General features: G+C 61.0%; 19 protein-coding genes. 15 read left to right on the top strand and 4 right to left on the bottom strand.

Annotated elements, in window-relative coordinates; genetic code table 11:
- Window positions 1–21 precede the first annotated feature (21 nt).
- The gene (gene folK, locus PQU92_RS01465) at window positions 22–609 is read left to right on the top strand and encodes a 2-amino-4-hydroxy-6-hydroxymethyldihydropteridine diphosphokinase (RefSeq protein WP_272746438.1); all 588 of its coding nucleotides are present in this window, start codon (window positions 22–24) and stop codon (window positions 607–609) included.
- On the opposite strand, the gene PQU92_RS01460 is transcribed toward folK, so the two are convergent.
- Window positions 570–1,514, bottom strand: coding sequence for a DMT family transporter (locus PQU92_RS01460; RefSeq protein ID WP_272746437.1), 945 nt, complete (start codon window positions 1,512–1,514; stop codon window positions 570–572). The two genes, folK and PQU92_RS01460, sit on opposite strands and share 40 nt — an antisense overlap.
- A 185-nt stretch (window positions 1,515–1,699) precedes the next feature.
- Here PQU92_RS01460 and rpoZ point away from each other — a divergent pair, with 185 nt between their 5' ends.
- The 13 genes from rpoZ (at window position 1,700) to parC (ending at window position 15,022) form a co-directional block, all read left to right on the top strand.
- Window positions 1,700–2,059, top strand: a complete 360-nt coding sequence (rpoZ, locus tag PQU92_RS01455) for a DNA-directed RNA polymerase subunit omega (protein ID WP_272746436.1) — start codon at window positions 1,700–1,702, stop codon at window positions 2,057–2,059.
- Between the two features lie 368 nt (window positions 2,060–2,427).
- Window positions 2,428–4,650, top strand: a complete 2,223-nt coding sequence (locus PQU92_RS01450; protein ID WP_438263800.1) for a RelA/SpoT family protein — start codon at window positions 2,428–2,430, stop codon at window positions 4,648–4,650.
- A 481-nt stretch (window positions 4,651–5,131) separates the two neighbouring features.
- A complete protein-coding gene (gene pyrE / locus PQU92_RS01445) occupies window positions 5,132–5,719 on the top strand; it encodes an orotate phosphoribosyltransferase (RefSeq protein ID WP_272746435.1) in 588 nt (195 codons plus the stop codon).
- A gap of 4 nt (window positions 5,720–5,723) precedes the next feature.
- Window positions 5,724–6,473, top strand: a complete 750-nt coding sequence (locus tag PQU92_RS01440; RefSeq protein ID WP_272746434.1) for a pyridoxine 5'-phosphate synthase — start codon at window positions 5,724–5,726, stop codon at window positions 6,471–6,473.
- Window positions 6,470–6,871, top strand: coding sequence for a holo-ACP synthase (gene acpS, locus PQU92_RS01435; protein ID WP_272746433.1), 402 nt, complete (start codon window positions 6,470–6,472; stop codon window positions 6,869–6,871). The genes PQU92_RS01440 and acpS overlap by 4 nt, the downstream gene beginning before the upstream one ends.
- 95 nt (window positions 6,872–6,966) lie before the next feature.
- Entirely contained in the window at window positions 6,967–7,770 is an 804-nt protein-coding gene (gene lepB, locus PQU92_RS01430) for a signal peptidase I (RefSeq protein WP_272746432.1), read from the top strand.
- 182 nt (window positions 7,771–7,952) lie between these two features.
- Entirely contained in the window at window positions 7,953–8,681 is a 729-nt protein-coding gene (rnc, locus tag PQU92_RS01425; protein ID WP_272746431.1) for a ribonuclease III, read from the top strand.
- Window positions 8,678–9,637, top strand: coding sequence for a GTPase Era (era, locus tag PQU92_RS01420; protein ID WP_272746430.1), 960 nt, complete (start codon window positions 8,678–8,680; stop codon window positions 9,635–9,637). Before rnc ends, era begins: the two co-directional genes overlap by 4 nt.
- A 138-nt stretch (window positions 9,638–9,775) precedes the next feature.
- Window positions 9,776–10,498: a DNA repair protein RecO gene (recO, locus tag PQU92_RS01415; protein ID WP_272746429.1), complete on the top strand. Its 723-nt coding sequence runs from the start codon at window positions 9,776–9,778 to the stop codon at window positions 10,496–10,498.
- Between the two features lie 108 nt (window positions 10,499–10,606).
- The gene (locus PQU92_RS01410) at window positions 10,607–11,071 is read left to right on the top strand and encodes a hypothetical protein (RefSeq protein WP_272746428.1); all 465 of its coding nucleotides are present in this window, start codon (window positions 10,607–10,609) and stop codon (window positions 11,069–11,071) included.
- 37 nt (window positions 11,072–11,108) lie between these two features.
- Window positions 11,109–12,041 (top strand): GGDEF domain-containing protein, encoded by a 933-nt coding sequence (locus PQU92_RS01405; RefSeq protein ID WP_272746427.1) that lies wholly within the window; start codon window positions 11,109–11,111, stop codon window positions 12,039–12,041.
- Window positions 12,042–12,102: 61 nt separating this feature from the next.
- Window positions 12,103–12,501 carry a GFA family protein gene (locus tag PQU92_RS01400; protein WP_272746426.1) on the top strand — a complete coding sequence of 133 codons (399 nt, stop codon included), beginning with the start codon at window positions 12,103–12,105 and terminating at the stop codon, window positions 12,499–12,501.
- Between the two features lie 307 nt (window positions 12,502–12,808).
- Window positions 12,809–15,022 carry a DNA topoisomerase IV subunit A gene (parC, locus tag PQU92_RS01395; protein WP_438263798.1) on the top strand — a complete coding sequence of 738 codons (2,214 nt, stop codon included), beginning with the start codon at window positions 12,809–12,811 and terminating at the stop codon, window positions 15,020–15,022.
- A 33-nt stretch (window positions 15,023–15,055) separates the two neighbouring features.
- Here the strand turns inward: parC and PQU92_RS01390 are convergent, their stop codons facing one another.
- A complete protein-coding gene (locus PQU92_RS01390; RefSeq protein ID WP_272746425.1) occupies window positions 15,056–15,454 on the bottom strand; it encodes a hypothetical protein in 399 nt (132 codons plus the stop codon).
- Between the two features lie 162 nt (window positions 15,455–15,616).
- On the opposite strand from PQU92_RS01390, the gene PQU92_RS01385 reads away from it, so the two are divergent.
- Window positions 15,617–16,090, top strand: coding sequence for a VOC family protein (locus tag PQU92_RS01385; RefSeq protein ID WP_272746424.1), 474 nt, complete (start codon window positions 15,617–15,619; stop codon window positions 16,088–16,090).
- Here PQU92_RS01385 and PQU92_RS01380 read toward each other — a convergent pair.
- Together PQU92_RS01380 and PQU92_RS01375 are read right to left on the bottom strand one after the other, a co-directional pair.
- Window positions 16,087–16,959 (bottom strand): NAD(P)-dependent oxidoreductase, encoded by an 873-nt coding sequence (locus PQU92_RS01380; RefSeq protein ID WP_272746423.1) that lies wholly within the window; start codon window positions 16,957–16,959, stop codon window positions 16,087–16,089. The genes PQU92_RS01385 and PQU92_RS01380 overlap by 4 nt on opposite strands.
- A gap of 67 nt (window positions 16,960–17,026) precedes the next feature.
- Window positions 17,027–17,530, bottom strand: coding sequence for a flavin reductase family protein (locus PQU92_RS01375; protein WP_272746422.1), 504 nt, complete (start codon window positions 17,528–17,530; stop codon window positions 17,027–17,029).
- Window positions 17,531–17,655 lie beyond the last annotated feature (125 nt).

Genomic DNA, 17,655 nt, shown 5'->3' with positions numbered 1-17,655 from the left:
GGAAATATCTTTCGTTTAAAAATGCCGGATAAAATACATAAATCACATACTGAGACATCCCGGCGGGGTCAGGGTGTCTTTGTCGCTTTCGGCTCGAATATATCCTTCGGCGACTATACTGCATTGCAGCTATTGGACCATGTTGTCAAGCGACTGAATAGGGCTCACGTAACTGTTGAACAGGTCTCGCGGTTGTGGCGGTCGCAAGCCTGGCCCAACCCGGAAGATCCTGAGTTTCATAATGCGGTTATGCGTGTAACGACGGACTGTGATCCCATTGCATTGCTTGGGGTATTACACGCGGTGGAGAGCGAAACCGGTCGTGTCCGGTCGAATGATTACGCAAATGTCATAAATGTACCGGCAAACGCGCCGCGTGTACTTGATCTGGACCTGATTGCTTTTGACGACCATCGGTCGGAAGACGGTCTTATATTGCCGCATCCGCGGGCGCATGAGCGTGGTTTCGTCATGGGGCCGCTGAGCGAAATCGCGCCGGACTGGGTGCATCCGGTGCTGAAGCGGACGGCGCGGGAGCTGTTCGCACAGGTGACGGTGGCGACCGACGCCTATCCGGCGGAAGAGACCGCAGGCTTGCTGGGCCGCTGATCTAGCCACATGTACAGGCCGACGCCGCCTAAGACCAGCGCGGTGCCGATGACGTCCGACGCGCTGATCGTCTCGTGCAGGATGAAGGCGCTCATCATCAGGGTGAAGACCGGATTGACGAAGCCGATCACCGCATTGGCCTGAGACGAGATGCGCGCCAGGGCGAAGTTGATCAGATAGCCGGGCAGGACCGTCGCCCCGATGGCCAGCCCCAGACACAGCCACAATAGGCCGGGGGACAGCGGCACGGCACTGAGGGGGTGCGTCGTGCCGAAATGGACGAAGGTGGCCAGTGCCGCGCCGACCATGGCGACCGAGGTGAACAAAGACGGCCCCATGCGCGCGATGACGGGCTTGGCCAGCAGCAGGTAAAGCGCAAAGGCGACGGACGAGGTCATGACCCATGCCGTGCCGATGGCGATGTCGTGGCCGTGCTCACCCATATCGCTTACGAAGACGAAGGCCAGACCGGCATAGGCGATGCCGAACGCCGGCAGGGCGAGGGGTTTCAGTTTCTGACCGAAAAAAGCGGCCCCGAACAGGATGACGAACAGGGGATAGGTGAACAGGATCAGGCGCTCGAACTGCGGCGTCAGATGCACCAGCCCTTCGAAGTCGGTATAGCTGGCGAACCAGTAGCCCAGCACGCCGACACCAAGCGCTTTCATGTAGATCATCAGCGGCAGGGGCTCGCGTCCGCGCTGGCGGTAGTGGGTGATCAGGCCAATGACCACGAAGAACGGCGTGGCGATCAACAGGCGCAGCATCAGGAGTGTCGTGGCGTCGACGTGGTATTCGTAAGCCAGCTTGATGAAGATGCCCTTGGTCGCGAACAGAAACGACCCGGCAAAGGCGAGGGCGTAGCCGCCCCATTTGAGGATCGCGGTTTGAAGCGTACGGGTCATGCGGGCGGCTTAATACGCGGTGGGGGCGATTGCAACCGCGGGCAGGGTCGCGACCGTAAGGAATTTCTTGTTTTTTGATGCAACTCTGTTTAAGAGGATGCCCAACGAGTTTAACAAGCGCGGTCAGCCTCAGGGGTTTCCTGTTTGGCGACGGCGCTTTTGTCACTATTTACAAAGGGTTCTCAATGGCTCGCGTTACCGTCGAAGACTGCGTCCTGAAGGTCGATAACCGCTTCAATCTGGTGCTTTTGGCCGCGCACCGCGCCCGCGCCATCTCCAGCGGCTCGGCCATCCTGCTCGACCGCGACAACGACAAGAACCCGGTCGTCGCCCTGCGCGAAATCGCCGACGACGTTCTGGCGCCGGAAACCCTGACCGAAAGCCTGATCGCGTCGCTGCAACGCGTCGACGAGCGCACCGAGGCCGAGGAAGAAGCCGAAACCCTGGCCCTGCTGGCCGATCCGGCCCACATGCAGATGTCGGAAAGCGAACTGATCCGCGCCCTGCAATCGGACCGCGACGGCGGTCAGGAAGAGCGCTACTAAGCTTTTTCCGGAAATTCCGCTCAAACGCCGCCCTTCACCGGGCGGCGTTTTTGTTTGTGAAACACAGTACCTTTTTACTGGCGAGAGTGGCGAAGCGGCGTTAAGCTTCCCATGTGTGGCGGGGTCCTTTAAACCAAGGAGCCTGCATGTATCAAAAGAGTCTGATATCTATGACGGCAGAAGGACAATCGGCACTCATACCCAAGGCGTCCGAACAGGACCCGCCTGCGGTGCCTGCCGGTTTCCCGGAGGAAAAACCTACCGAACTGCCGCCCGGCGAGCCGAAGGAGGGCGATGTCCACCCGCCGCCGGAAACACCGCCCATCGATCCGCCCGCCGAAACGCCGCCTATCGACGTGCCCACCGAAATGCCACCGCCATCCATGACATCAGAGGAGGTGCAGGCCGCAAAGCCTGCACCCAAACGGCGTTTCCTGCGTCAGATGGAGCTGATCGACCGGGTCGCGGCCTACGACCCGACCGTTGACGAGGCCATGCTCAACCGCGCCTATGTCTATGCGATGCGGATGCACGGGGCGCAGCTTCGGGCCTCGGGCGATCCCTATTTCGCCCACCCCATCGAGGTCGCGGGCATCCTGACCGACTATCGGCTCGATGCGGCGGCGATTGCGACCGCGCTATTGCACGACACCATTGAGGATACGCCGGCGACGCGTGAGGAAATCGCTTCGATGTTCGGCGAGGAGATCGCGCAACTGGTCGAAGGCGTGACCAAGCTCACCCGGCTTGAGCTGCAATCTGAATATACCAAGCAGTCGGAAAACCTCAGAAAATTCATCCTCGCCATCTCAAAGGATGTGCGGGTGCTGCTCGTGAAGCTGGCGGATCGCCTCCACAATATGCGCACCCTGCAATACGTCCCGGAGCATAAGCGCGAACGGATCTCGCGGGAAACGCTTGAGGTCTATGCGCCGCTGGCCCGTCAGATCGGCTGTAACCGTTTCGCCACCGAACTCGAAGAACTGGCCTTCACCTTCATCAATCCCGATGGGCGCGACGCGATCCTTCAGCGTCTGGCCGACCTGCGCGAAGAAAAGGGCACGGCGGTCGCCGATATCGCCGAGGACATCCGCGAGACCCTGCACGCCGCTGGGATAGAGGCCCGCGTTACCGGCCGCGAAAAATCGCCCTATTCGATCTGGCGCAAGCTGCAACGCAAGTCGATCGGCTTTTCGCAGCTATCCGACATCATCGCTTTCCGTGTCATCGTCACGACCGAAGACGAGTGCTACCGCGCGCTCGGTGTCCTGCACCGCGAATGGCCGTGCGTGCAGGAGCGCTTCAAGGACTTTATCTCGACGCCGAAGTCGAACAACTATCAGTCGCTGCACACCACCGTCGTCGGCCACAAGGGCTCGCGCATCGAGATGCAGATTCGCACCGACGTGATGGACCGCGTGGCCGAAGAGGGACTGGCGGCGCACTGGGGCTACAAGAACTCGTCCTACGGCTTCGACGAAGAAGCCGCGACGATCATGGCCGGGCGCAACCCCATCGCCAATCTGCGCGCCATCGTGCAGATCGCCGAGAACGGCGGCGATTCCGAAGAATGGGTCGAACACGCCAAGCTGGAAATGTTCCTCGATCAGGTCTTCTGCTTCTCGCCGAAGGGCCGCCTGATCTCGCTGCCGCGCGGGGCCATGCCGCTCGATTTCGCCTATGCCGTCCATACCGAGGTCGGCGATACGGCTATCGGCGCCATCATCAATGGCGAGCACAAGCCGCTCAGGACCGAGCTGCAAAACGGCGATCAGGTCGAAATCATCACCGGCGTCGAAGCACGCGTCAATCCGGACTGGCAGTCCCTGACCTTTACGGGCAAGGCGCGCGCCGCCATCCGCCGTCATATCCGCCAGACGCAAAAGGACGATTTCATCAAGCTGGGGCGCTCGGCCATCGAACGCGCCGCCGCTCAGGTCGACAAAACCCTTGTCGACATAAGCTGGCGCGCGGCCTTCGAGAAGTTTCAGGTCCAAAGCGAAGACGAGATTTTCGAGCTGTGCGGGCGCGGCAAGATCACGCCGCTCAAGGTGCTGGAGGCCCTTTATCCCGGTCTGAAACTGCCCGCGACGCTGACGACCGACTCGTTCAGCCGCATCAGGGATGGCGACGACGCCGCGGCCTATGTGCGCGGTCAGGCGCTCAAACCCAATCAGAAGATCTGGTTCTCGCGCTGCTGCTCGCCGGTGCCGGGCGACCGCATCATTGGCATCGTCAGCGAAAATCAGGTCCACGTCCATTCGATCGAATGCGAACGGCTTGAGGCTTGGGAAGGCGAAAAAGAAGCGTGGATCGACCTGCAATGGACGCTCAACGCCGAGAAGAACACCGTCTCGGCCGCCCGCATCCGCGCCAATATGCGCAACAAGCCTGGGGTTCTGGGGCAGGTCTGCACCCTGATCGGCGAGGCGCGCGGCAATATCGTCAATATCAACCTGACCAATCAGCAGGTCGATTTCCTCGATGCGGAGTTCGAGGTCGAGGTGATGGACGCGCGCCACCTGACCAATATCAATGCGGCCATCCGCACCAATCCCTCGGTCGAAGGGGTCGAACGGATCAGGGGGTAGGTCTCATGGCCTGTCGGACCGAAGGGTTGGTGTAGGTGGAGTGGTCGTATTGTTTGCATTTAGCGGCCCCCAGACCGACCTCGAGTATCAGGCTGTCGATTGAGGCACGCAAGGCAAACAGGGTGCGATGTCCCCGGTTTATATCGCCTCTGGCCGCATCGAGGCTATCTATGGCGAGCCTGTCGCATCCCTGAACAGAGCGTTGTTCTACATGAGGATTTGGAAGCATACCTCCGGTGCGTTCAATAGCCGAAAGATGAGTTTGGGCGGTTCTAAGAGTCGATAGGGTATAAGGCGTAACACCCACCAGGATCAGAATAAGCGCCAGTCCTGCCCATTTTAGCATTCTCATAAATATTCCCCCACGCCTTGAACACTTTCAGACTTTAGCTTGCGACGGCTCTGCGTTAAAGGGGACCATCCTTTTCTGAATCGCTTTTACGCCCGGCGTAGAACGACCTTTCACAAGCGACCGAGCCTCATGACCTCTGAAGACGTAATCAACGAATTTCGCGCCGCCAATGCCCTGCGCGAGGGGCATTTCGTGCTGTCGAGCGGCCTGCACAGCCCGCTGTTCCTGCAAAAGAACCTCGTCTTCATGAACGCGGATCGCTGCGAGCGCCTGTGCAAGGCCTTGGCTGAGAAGATTGTGGCGCAAGTAGGGGCGGTCGATGTCGCCATTTCGCCCGCCGTCGGCGGTATCATCCCCGGTTACGAGACCGCGCGTCACCTCAAAGTGCCGTCGCTTTATGTCGAGCGCGAGGGCGGGGTGTTCAAGCTGCGCCGCGGCTTCCATATCGAACCGGGCGCGAAGGTCGTCATGGTCGAGGACATCGTCACCACCGGCCTGTCGTCGCGCGAATGTATCGCCGCGATCAAGGAGCTGGGCGGTGAGGTCGTCGCGGCGGCGTGCATCGTCGACCGTTCGGGCGGCAAGGCGGATGTCGGCGTGCCGCTGATCTCGCTGGCCAGCCTCGAAGTCCCGGCCTATCCGGCGGACGCCCTGCCGCCCGAACTGGCCGCCATCCCCGTGCAGGACCCCGGTTCGCGCCGGATCGCGAAAGCCTAACGACATGAGCCGCATACGCCTCGGTCTGAATATCGATCATATCGCCACCGTGCGTAATGCGCGCGGCGGCGACGCGCCCGATCCGGTGCGCGGCGCGCGTCAGGCCCTGATGGCGGGCGTCGACGGCATTACCGCGCACCTGCGCGAAGACCGCCGCCACGTGCTCGATAAGGACATCTGGGCGCTGAAAAACGTCTGCGACGAATTCCATAAGCCGCTCAATTTCGAGATGGCCGTGACCGATGAGATGATCGGTATTGCGCTCGACCTCAAGCCGCACGCCGCCTGTCTGGTGCCGGAACGCCGTCAGGAGCGCACGACCGAAGGCGGGCTCGATGTCGCGGGTAATATCGACCTCGTCGGGGCGGCGGTTGCGAAGTTCAACGCCGCCGGTATCCGTTCGTCGCTGTTCATCGCGGCGGACGCCTTACAGGTCACGGCGGCGTCGAACATCGGCGCGCCGGTGGTCGAGTTCCACACCGGGGCCCTGTGCGACGCGTGGCGCAACGGCGAGACCTCGATCGTTGAGGATGAGATGAAGAAGCTCGAATGGGCGGCGCATATGGCGGCCTCGGTCGGGATCGAGGTCCATGCGGGCCACGGCATCGACTACGACACGGTGACCTTCATTTCGCGCATCCCGCAGATCAAAGAACTGAATATCGGCCACTTTTTGATCGGTGAGGCGATCTTTGTCGGGCTGGATGCCTCGATTGCAAAGATGCGCACCCTGATGGACGCGGCGCGCGGATGATCCTCGGCATCGGCACGGACCTGACCGACGCGGAACGCATCAAACAGTCCGGCGATAAGTTCGGGCAGAAGTTCCTCGATCGCGTCTTCACGCTCGCCGAACAGGCCTATGCGGCCAAAAACGCCACGCCTTACCAGACCTATGCCAAGCGCTATGCGGCCAAGGAAGCCGTGATGAAGGCGCTGGGGACCGGGCTGCGCGGGTTTCATTTTACCGATATCGAGGTCATCAACGATGCGCTGGGCAAGCCCGAAGTGACGCTGACGGGCGGCGCATTGGCGCGGCTTGAGATGATCACGCCAACGGGACACGCCGCGCGAATCCACCTCAGCCTGACGGACGAGGGACCTCTGGCGGGGGCCTATGTGATCATCGAAGCCGTGCCGCGGATCGCCTAACAAATCGGTAAGCCTATATTTAGACCCAATCTATAAATAGACAGGTCCGCTGAATATGCCTAAAGCTATGGGCAAGAATATGATGGGGCGAATTTATGAGCGCTGAAGACAAGGTCATCGAAGACGGTATAGTCGAGGGCGAAAAGCCTGCGGCGACCCTCAAAGACGAGACGATGGATATCATCAAGACGGTGGCCATTGCGCTGCTGATCACGCTGGTGTTCCGTACCTTCCTGTTCCAGCCCTTCACCATCCCGTCGGCCTCGATGGAGCCGAACCTGTATGAGGGCGACTATATCGTCGTGCGCAAGTGGGATTACGGCTATTCCAAGCACTCGATCCAGTTTTCGCCGCCGGTGATTTCGGGCCGCATCTTCGAGAAGCAGGCCAAGCGCGGCGACATCGTCGTGTTCAAGCTGCCGCGCGACAACAAGACCGACTATATCAAGCGCGTGGTCGGCCTGCCCGGCGATCGCGTTCAGGTCCGCGACGGCAAGGTCTATATCAACGAGGCCATCGTGCCCGTGGTCGACAAGGGGCCGATTTCGACCGGCATTTCCTACGCCACGCCGGGCGTCGAGGTCATCGAGGAATCGCTGCCCAACGGTGCGACGCACCTGACGCAGGACATGGGCTATAGCCCCAAGGCCGACGATACCGAGGTCTTCACCGTGCCCGAAGGCCAGTACTTCGTCATGGGCGACAACCGCGACAACTCGCTCGACAGCCGCTTCTCGCCGTCGGACTATATGCAGCCGGGTGTCGGCTTCGTGCCGGCGGAAAACCTCGAAGGCAAGGCGACCATGGTCCTGATTTCGTGGAACAAGGGCGCATCGCTGTTCAAGCCGTGGACCTGGCTCGACCTGCGCTGGGACCGGTTCTTCAAGTCGCTGGATTAGAATGAGACTATACCTCCCTGCACTTTAGTGCGGGGAGGGGGACCGTTTGCGGAGCAAATGGTGGTGGGGTGTCTTACTTTTCTTAAGATGCGACCCACTGTAAGTAAGCAAGAACCCCCACCACCACGCCCTTCGGGCGCGGTCCCCCTCCCCAGTGAACTGGGGAGGTATAAGAGTTTGAGATGACCCGTATCCAACGAGACGCCTCCGCCCATCGCCAGAAGCTCCTGAACGGGCTTGAGGCCAAACTCGGCTATACCTTCACCCACCGCGACCTGCTGGAAAGCGCCCTGACGCACGCCAGTGTCGGTGACGGCGCCAAACGCAAGGCCGGGGCCAGCGATAACGAGCGGTTGGAGTTTCTGGGTGACCGCGTGCTGGGCCTGATGGTGGCCGAAGCCCTGATGGAGGCTTTTCCGGACGCCGCCGAAGGCGAGATGTCGCAGCGCCTGCACGGCCTCGTCAGCCGCGAAACCTGTGCCGCGATCGCGCAACAACTGGGCGTCGGCCCGGCGCTCAGGCTGGCGGTCGGTGAAACACGCTCCGGTGGCCGCAGCAACCTGACCATCCTCGGCGATGCCTGCGAAGCCCTGATCGCGGCGGTCTATGTCGACGGCGGCTTTGACGCCGCGCGCAAGGCGTTCCTGCCGCTGTGGCAGCCGCATATCCGCTCCGGCCACGATCGCTCGCACCTCAATCCGAAGTCGCACCTTCAGGAATGGGCCGCGCAACAGAAGCTGCCCGCGCCGAAATACGAGGTCGTAAAGCGCGAAGGGCCGGATCATGCCCCTATCTTTACGGTCGCCGTCGGGTTAGAAGGATACGATCCCGTCTCCGCCACCGGCAAGTCCCGTCAGGACGCCGAAAAGGCGGCGGCATTGCGCTTTATCGAAAACGAAGGTCTTAATTGACAAATACCTCCCAAACCCGCGCCGGTTTTGCCGCCATTATCGGTGCGCCCAACGCCGGTAAATCGACCCTTGTCAACGCGCTGGTCGGCTCCAAGGTCTCCATCGTCACGCAGAAGGTCCAGACGACGCGCTTCCCGGTGCGCGGCATCGCCCTTTATGGCGACGCCCAGATCGTGCTGGTCGACACGCCGGGCATCTTCAAGCCGCGCCGCCGCCTCGATCGCGCCATGGTCAAATCGGCCTGGGGCGGGGCGCAGGACGCCGACGTCGTGGTGCTGCTGGTCGACGCAGCCGCCCATATCGCCGTCCATTTTGCGCCCGAAGGCACCAAGGCCGATGCCGCGGACAAGCGCTGCGTCGAGGACGCGGAAGCGATCATCGAAGGCCTCAAGGCCAACAATACGCGCGCTATTTTGGTGCTGAACAAGATCGACCTGCTGAAACGCGACAACCTGCTGGCCGTGGCCGACAGCCTGTTCAAGGCGGGCGTCTTCGATCAGGTCTTCATGATCTCGGCCGAAAAGGGCAATGGCGTGAAGGATCTCGCCGAGGCGCTCTCGGAGAAGATGCCGACGGGGCCGTGGCTTTACCCTGAGGATCAGGCCGCCGACGCGCCGGTGCGTATTCTGGCGGCGGAAATCACCCGCGAAAAGCTGTTCCTGCGGGTGCATGAGGAATTGCCCTATGCCTGCGCGGTGGTCACCACCGACTTCAAAGACATGCCCGACGGCGCGGCGCGCATCGAGCAGACCATCTTCGTCGAACGTGACGGTCAGCGCGCCATCGTGTTGGGCAAGAACGGCCAGACCCTGAAATGGATCGGCCAGAAGGCCCGCGAGGAACTGATGGAGATTCTGGACCGCAAGGTACACCTGTTCCTGCACGTTCAGGTCAATGAGCGCTGGAGCGACGACCGGGCGCTGTATGCGCAGTTCGGGTTAGAGTTCGAGGCCTAATCCCTTCTCCCCGCGTGCGGGGAGAAGGTGGCGCTTTAGCGCCGGATGAGGGGCAACAGCCCTTCAGCACGCTGCGGCTCTGGTTTTGCCCCTCACCCCAACCCTCTCCCCGTAAACGGGGAGAGGGGGTTTAAAAACATGCAATTCGAAGACGATGCCTTTGTCCTGAGCGCGCGGTCCCACGGTGAAACCGGGGCCGTGATCAATGTCCTGACGCGCGAGCATGGCCATGTCGCCGCCTATGTCGCGGGCGGGGCGTCGCGGCGCATAAAGCCTTACTTGCAACCCGCAAGTCATGTGAGAATCGCTTATCGGACAAGGACATCCGAGCAACTGGGCTCGGCGACCATCGAACCGCTGGACGAGGGCGCGGCACAGGTCTTCGACGATCCCGTGGCGTTGCTCGGCGTGCAATGCGCCTGCGTCATGACCCGCGCGGTTCTGCCGGAGCGCGAGGCTTTTCCCGGTGCCTATCATGGCTTCGAAGCCCTGATGAATGCTTTTCAGGTGCCCGCGATCTGGCCCTATATCTATATCCGTTTTGAGGCCGGATTGCTCGAAGCCGTGGGCTATGGCCTGGACCTGTCGGCCTGCGCCGTGACGGGGGCGCGTGACGACCTGATCTATGTGTCGCCGAAATCGGCGCGCGCCGTCAGCCGCAAGGCCGGTCTTCCGTATGCGGATAAATTGCTCGCCCTGCCGATGTTTCTTCTATCCTCACAAGGCGGTCTGTCGGCGGACGATCTGAGAAAAGGCTTCGACCTGACGGGGTTCTTCCTTGAACGGCATATCTTCCATCCACTCGATCGTCCGTTGCCGGAAATCCGTACACGGCTTATGGATGCGGTACGCGAATCCTGACATCGTTCAGAAAAGAGACTTGAAAACAACGTTCTCCATGTTTTGGTAAGGTGTAAGGCGTAGACTGACCGAATCGGCGGGGATGCCGAACGGCTTTAACGGAACACGATGAGCTATAGCGACACAGAGTTGATGGCGGCCAATGTCAACCCGGCGACGGGTCTGGCGACCGACTATCTCAACCTGTTCAACGAAGCGATCATGCTGTTCGAAATGGGCCTCGACATGCCGGACATGGCCGAAGAACTGATGGACTGGCACCGTCGCGGCTATGTCGAGCACTTCGAGCAGTCGGGTTTCGAGCAGAAGGACGTCGTCATCGCGGCCTATGCGCAGGCGCCCGACGAGGTCCGTCAGGCTTTCGATACGGCCTGTACCGAGGCTCTGGACGTGTTCGAATCCGCCATCGCCATCCTGCTCAGTTCCAATGTCGAAGACCCGGCGGCGCGTCAGGACCTCGAAGGCCGCCTCAACGACATGAAGGCGCGCGTCGTCGAAATGGATTCGCATATCCACGGCAAGGCGGTGCGCATCGAAAACAGCCTGCAAAACGCTGTGGATGCCCTGTTCTGATCATCTTCCCTTAAACCTGTTGCCTTAGTATCCGCGTATGTCCACACCCTCGACCGATCCGTTCAATGCCCCCCTGCCGGAGGTGCTGCAAAAGCTTGCCGAAGGGCTGCTGGCCAGCGGCACGGCGCTGGCGATCTTCACGCCGGACGATGGGCTGCATTACGCCTCGGCGGATTTCCGCGACATCTATGCGGTGCAAGACGGCGCGCAGACCTTCTCATCCATCATGCGCTATTGCTTTGCGCATAAGGTTGGGCCGCTGATCGAGGCCGAAGACATCGAGCCGTGGCTGGCCATGGCTAATGCGAAACGCCGCAGCCAGGCGAACCGCAAGTTCGAGATCGATCTGCTGGACGGACGATGGATGTGGGCGTCGGAAACGACCTTCGCCGGCGGCTGGATATTGTTGATGATCGCCGACTGCACCTTCGTCAAGGCCAAGGAGTTCCACCTCAGAAGCGCGCGCGACGCCGCCATCGTGGCGTCGGAAACCGATTACCTGACGGGTTTGTTGAACCGGGGCGCCATGATGAAGCGCTTCGGCGATCTGATTGAATCCTGCGTCGTGTCGGGCGAGGTGTTCAGCGTCGTGCTCATCGACCTCGATCATTTCAAGGCGATCAACGACCGTTTCGGCCATCAGGCGGGCGATGAGGTGCTGCGCCATTTTGCCGACGCGGCGCGCGCTATCCTGCGTGGGGCCGACCTGTTCGGGCGCATCGGTGGCGAGGAGTTCCTGCTGATCATGCCGCGCGCCACCGAGGATCAGGCTCTTAAGGTGTTGAAACGCCTGCAAAACGAGCTTCGGGTCCAGACGTTACCCACGAATGACGTGATCCTGCGCTATACCTTTTCGGCGGGGGTGGCTCAGTGGCAAGCGACCAAGACGCTGGACGGCCTCTATCGCGAGGCCGATCAGGCGCTTTATGCGGCCAAACACGCCGGTCGCGATCAGGTGCGCGTCGCCTGAGGTTATGCTGACATAATTTGTCAGCATGTGCGGTACGCTCTCTGTATCCAAGGAGGACGCCATGACCTTAACCGCTACCTGCCATTGCGGCGCGACCCGCATCACCTTGCCGCGCACGCCCGACAGCGCGCACGAATGCAATTGCTCCTACTGCGGACGACTGGGCGCGGTCTGGGCCTATTTCGATCCGGCAGAGGCCGTGATCGAGTCCGCCACGCACGACCGCGTCTACTCGGCCAGCGAGGGCGTCAACCGCCACCATTTCTGCGCGCACTGCGGCAACCACACGCACGGCGACAGCCCCGACTGGTCGCAGGCCTATCATAACGACGGCACGCCCAAGGGGGAAGCGGGCGTGGTACCGGCGGCGCGGACCTTTATGGTCAATCTGCGCATGGTCGACGGGTTCGACTTCGACCGCCTGCATATAGAGAAGATGGACGGGAAGAATAACTGGTAAAAACGCTTTATACCTCCCCGACTTGTCGGGGTATAGCGCCAGCGAAAGTACAGCTTTCGCCAGCGATGGGACCGCCGCGATTTATCGCGGGGGTGGTGGGGGCCTGCGCTGTCGTTATAAAGCGCTGGTCGGGCTGCCGATTTATTCCCGTTTTCTACGCGAGCCCCCCTCCGTCTGCTCACTTCGTTCGCATCCACCTCCCCCGGCACGCCGGGGGAGTATGAAGAAGATAGGTCCGAACATTGTGTGAACAGCTTTGGCGGGGCAAGGCCTTGTCACGCCCCGCGCTGCGCCTTAAAACATAAGGATGACACCAGTGATTCCCGATGAAGGCGGCCATATCCTCTCCGAACCGATGGGCGAAGCCCTGTCGCGGCGGTATCTGGCCTATGCGCTGTCCACCATCATGCACCGGGCCCTGCCCGACGTGCGCGACGGGCTGAAGCCCGTTCATCGCCGTGTGCTCTATGCCATGCACAATATGCGCCTGAACCCGCAGGCAGCGGCGCGGAAGTCGGCCAAGGTGGTCGGCGAAGTCATGGGTAACTTCCACCCGCACGGCGATCAGTCGATCTACGACGCCCTGGTCCGCATGGCGCAGTGGTTCGCCCAGCGCTATCCGATGGTCGACGGGCAGGGGAACTTCGGCAATATCGACGGCGATTCCGCCGCCGCCATGCGCTACACCGAATGCAAGATGACGACGGCGGCCATGCTGCTGCTGGATGGCATCGACGAAAACGCCGTCGATTTTCGCCCGACCTACGACGGTCAGGACGAAGAACCGGTCGTCCTGCCGGGCGCCTTCCCAAACCTTTTGGCCAATGGCGCCACGGGTATCGCGGTCGGCATGGCGACCTCCATTCCGCCCCACAATGTCGCCGAGCTGATCGACGCCTGTAAGCTTTTGATCGCCGCGCCCGATACCGACACCGACGGCCTGATGGCGATCATCCCCGGCCCGGACTTCCCGACCGGCGGCATCTGCGTCGAGCGCCGCGAGGCGATCCGCGAAGCCTACGAGACCGGACGCGGCTCGGTCCGCGTACGGGCGCGTTACGAGGTCGAGGATCTGGGGCGCGGCAACTGGCGCATCCTGATTTCAGAAGTGCCGTATCAGGTGCAGAAATCGCGCCTGATCGAGCAACTGGCCGACCTGATCGAAGCGAAAAAGGCCCCGCTGCTGGGCGATGTGCGCGACGAATCCGACGAAGAGGTCCGCCTGATCCTTGAGCCGAAGTCGCGCAATATCGAACCCGAAGTGCTGATGGAAAGCCTGTTCCGGATCTCCGATCTGGAAACGCGCTTCGCCTTCAACATGAACGTTCTGGATAAGACCGGCACGCCGCGCGTCATGGGCCTCAAGCCGATCCTGACCGCCTTCCTCGACCACCGCCGCGAAGTGCTGATCCGTCAGTCGCAGTGGCGTCTGGACAAGATCGAACGCCGTCTGCATGTGTTGGACGGTTTGATGATCGCCTTCCTCAATCTCGACGAGGTGATCCGCATCATCCGCGAGGACGAGACGCCGAAACAGACCCTGATGGCGCGGTTCAGCCTGACGGAAATTCAGGTCGACTACATCCTCGATACCCGCCTGCGCCAACTGGCCCGGCTTGAGGAAATGGCGCTGAAGTCCGAACACGACAAGCTGGCCAAGGAGCGCGATGGTCTGCTGGCGCTGCTGGCGTCGGACAAGAAGCAGTGGAAGCGCATCGACGAGCAACTGAGCGAGGTGCGCAAGCAACTTCTGTCGGCGCGCCGCACGACCTTTGCCGAAGCGCCGCAGGGCGTCGAGGTGGCGGCCATCGAGTCCTATCTGCCGAAGGAACCGATCACCGTCATCCTGTCGGAGCGCGGCTGGATTCGCGCCACCAAGGGCCGCGTCGACGATCCGTCCGAGCTGAAGTTCAAGGAAGGCGATCAACTGGGGCATCTGGTGTCGGGGTTCAATACCGACAAGCTGCTGATCATGACGTCGGACGGGCGCTTCTTTACGCTCGGCTGCGACAAGCTGCCGTCGGGCCGCGGTCATGGCGAGCCGCTACAACTGATGCTGGAGATGGACGAGAAGGCGCGCATTCTGGCGGTCTTCATGTTCACGCCGGGCGCCAAGCGCCTGATGGTGTCGAAAAACGGCTACGGCTTCGTGATGAACGAGGAAGACGCCGTCGGCAACAAGAAGGCCGGCAAGTCGGTGTTGAACGCCGACGGAACCGAAGCGTTCGCCGCTCTGCCGGTCACGGGCGATAGCGTGATGATCCTCGGCGAAAACAACAAGCTGCTGATCTATCCGGTATCGGAACTGCCCGAAATGGCGCGCGGTAAGGGCGTCAAGCTGCAAGGTTACAAGGACGGCGGCGTCAAGGATATCGCGGTGTTCGACTCGAACGGACCGATCCAGTGGTACGACGGGGCGGGCAAGGCGCGCGACTTCAAGGACCACAAGGACTTTGTCGGCAAACGCGCCAGCGTCGGCAAGATGGCCCCGCGCGGCTTGCGGAAGTTGCGGCCGACCTGAGTAATTTCAGGGTGAAATAACCAGATTGGGTGGTTAATTTACGATGAAAACTTCCTCTCGTGTATAGGGTTCCAATTCGGGTGGGCCGGGAGGATAGAAATACACAAAGAGCTTTAAGGCAAGCTTGCCGTCGTGTCGGATGACCGTGACGGTACAGTAAGCGTGAGGCCTATCAGAACCGGTAATTTTGTCATTGACGCGCAATGTTATGGCACCGGGGGCCTTGATGCCATTCTCTTCCGAAGCGCTAAGAATCATTTCGGCTTTACCATTCGCGCGTTGGATTTGAAGCATTGGTGCGTCTGCGCTTAGTGCGATCTGAACCCCGCCGAAGGTCTTTTTTGCTGTTTCAATCCAGCATATCGGCTCGTTTGCCAATGCGGTCTGGGCACTTAAAAGCAAGCCAAGGAGTGCTAAAACGAGATACCTCATTATGGGGTTCCGATGACTGAATTCGTTGAGGTTGTAGCTAAACACGCAATACAAAGGCTCGCAATATAGGTGACGACACACCTGGCGTGACCTGGTGCTTTCATATTCAAATTGCTGTATTTATGAACAAGGCTTTCGGATAGTCATATAAGAGGACGCGCCATGCACAAGAACACGATCTGCCTGTGGTACGACAAGGACGCCGAAGCGGCGGCCAATTTCTACGCCAGCGTCTTCCCCGACAGCGCCGTGACCGGCGTGCACAAGGCCCCGACCGACTTTCCCGGCGGCAAGGCGGGGCAGGTCCTGACGGTCGAATTTACCGTCTGCGGTATTCCGTGTCTGGGGCTGAACGGCGGCGACGTATTCAAGCAGACCGAGGCCTTCTCGTTCCAGATCATGACCGAGGATCAGGCGGAAACCGATCGCTACTGGGACGCTATCGTCGGCAACGGCGGCAAGGAAAGCGAATGCGGCTGGTGCAAGGACAAATGGGGTCTTAGCTGGCAGATCACGCCGCGCGTCCTGACCGAAGCCATGGCGCAGGGCGGCGATGTTGCCAAACGCGCTTTTGCCGCCATGATGACCATGCAGAAGGTCGATGTCGCGAAAATCGAAGCGGCGGTGCGGGGCTAGATTTTAGGCTTGCGCCGGGCCTCCAGCCGGGCGTGCAGCGACGAGGTGTCCCAGCGCTGGCCGCCCATGGCCTGCACCTCGGAATAGAACTGATCGACCAGCGCCGCGACGCTTAAGTGCGCGCCGTTCGTCCGTGCTTCGTCAAGCGCGATGCCCAGATCCTTGCGCATCCAGTCGACGGCGAAACCGAAATCGTACTGGCCTTCGTTCATCGTCCCCCAGCGGTTGGACATCTGCCACGACCCCGCCGCGCCCTGGGAGATGGCCTGAAGCACCAGATCGGGATCGATCTCGGCGCACTTCGCGAAGTGGAGGGCCTCGGCAATGCCCTGAACGGCACCGGCAATAGCGATCTGATTGCACATCTTGGCGGTTTGTCCGGCACCCGCCTCGCCGATGCGAGTGATCGACTTGGTATAGGGCGCGGTCAGCGCCGTCACGCGGTCGAACACGGTGTCTTCACAGCCCGCCATGACCGACAGCGCGCCATTGACCGCGCCCGCCTGTCCGCCCGACACCGGCGCATCGCAAAAATGAATGTGTTTTGAAGCACATAGAGCGAACATCTCACGCGCCAGTCTGGCCGAGGTCGTGGTGTGATCGACGATGAGGCTGCTCGCCGCCATGCGGTCGGCCGCCCGCGTCACCAGATCGCGCACATCGTCGTCGCGCCCGACGCACAGGATCAGCGCCTCGGCACCGACCACGGCGTCTTCGAAATCGGCGGAAAAGGCCGCCTGATGCGCCGCGCCCCACGCCGCCGCCTTTTCGACCGAGCGGTTATAGCCGACGACCTCGAACCCGGCCCTGAGCAAATGCCCGGCCATCGGCGCGCCCATGACGCCCAGACCTGCGAAAACGATGCGCATGGTAACCTCGCGAAAGCGCATCCCCAAAAGTGTGCAGCGGTTTTGGGATCAAGATGCGCGTAAAAAACTAGATAGATTGCGTCCGGCCATAGCGGCCGCGGAAATAGGTGAGGCCGTGTTCGCCGAAGTGCGTATCCGACTGATCGAACTGTTCGACCTGACCCACGATGACCAGATGGTCGCCCAGCATCTGCGTCTGGTGCTGCGTGCATTTGAGCCACGCCATCGCACCCTTGAGGCGCAGCGGTTCATCCGCAAAGGCCAGATCGTCGCCGTCGCGGCAATAGGGATTTTCGCGGAAAAAGCGGTCGGCCAGAGGCTGTTGTTCGACCGGCAATATATTGATCGCGAAGGTCTTCGCGTCGGAAAACACATGATAGCGGTCCGAGCGCAGGTCGAGCGACCACAGGATCAGCTTCGGCTCCAGCGACACCGAGGCGAAGGAATTGATGGTCAGGCCCATCACGCAAGCTTTGCCGTCGCGATCCTGCGCCGGGGCGGTGACGATCGCCACGCCGGTCGCGAAGGTGCCGAGCACATGCCTGTAGGCCATACGATCCGGATCGCTCACATCTACCTCGCAACTAATATCCGGATCATTCTATGACCCGAAACGCCGCATGGGGTCAATCTGTGTCGCCGTTTCAACCCCCTGTTAAGATTAATCCCCGATAAACGAATCTGTATTGTTGCGCC

It is taken from the genome of Asticcacaulis aquaticus, from assembly GCF_028550415.1.
In the GTDB taxonomy this organism is placed as follows: Bacteria; Pseudomonadota; Alphaproteobacteria; order Caulobacterales; family Caulobacteraceae; genus Asticcacaulis; species Asticcacaulis aquaticus.
This window is presented reverse-complemented; position numbering and strand designations above follow the sequence as displayed.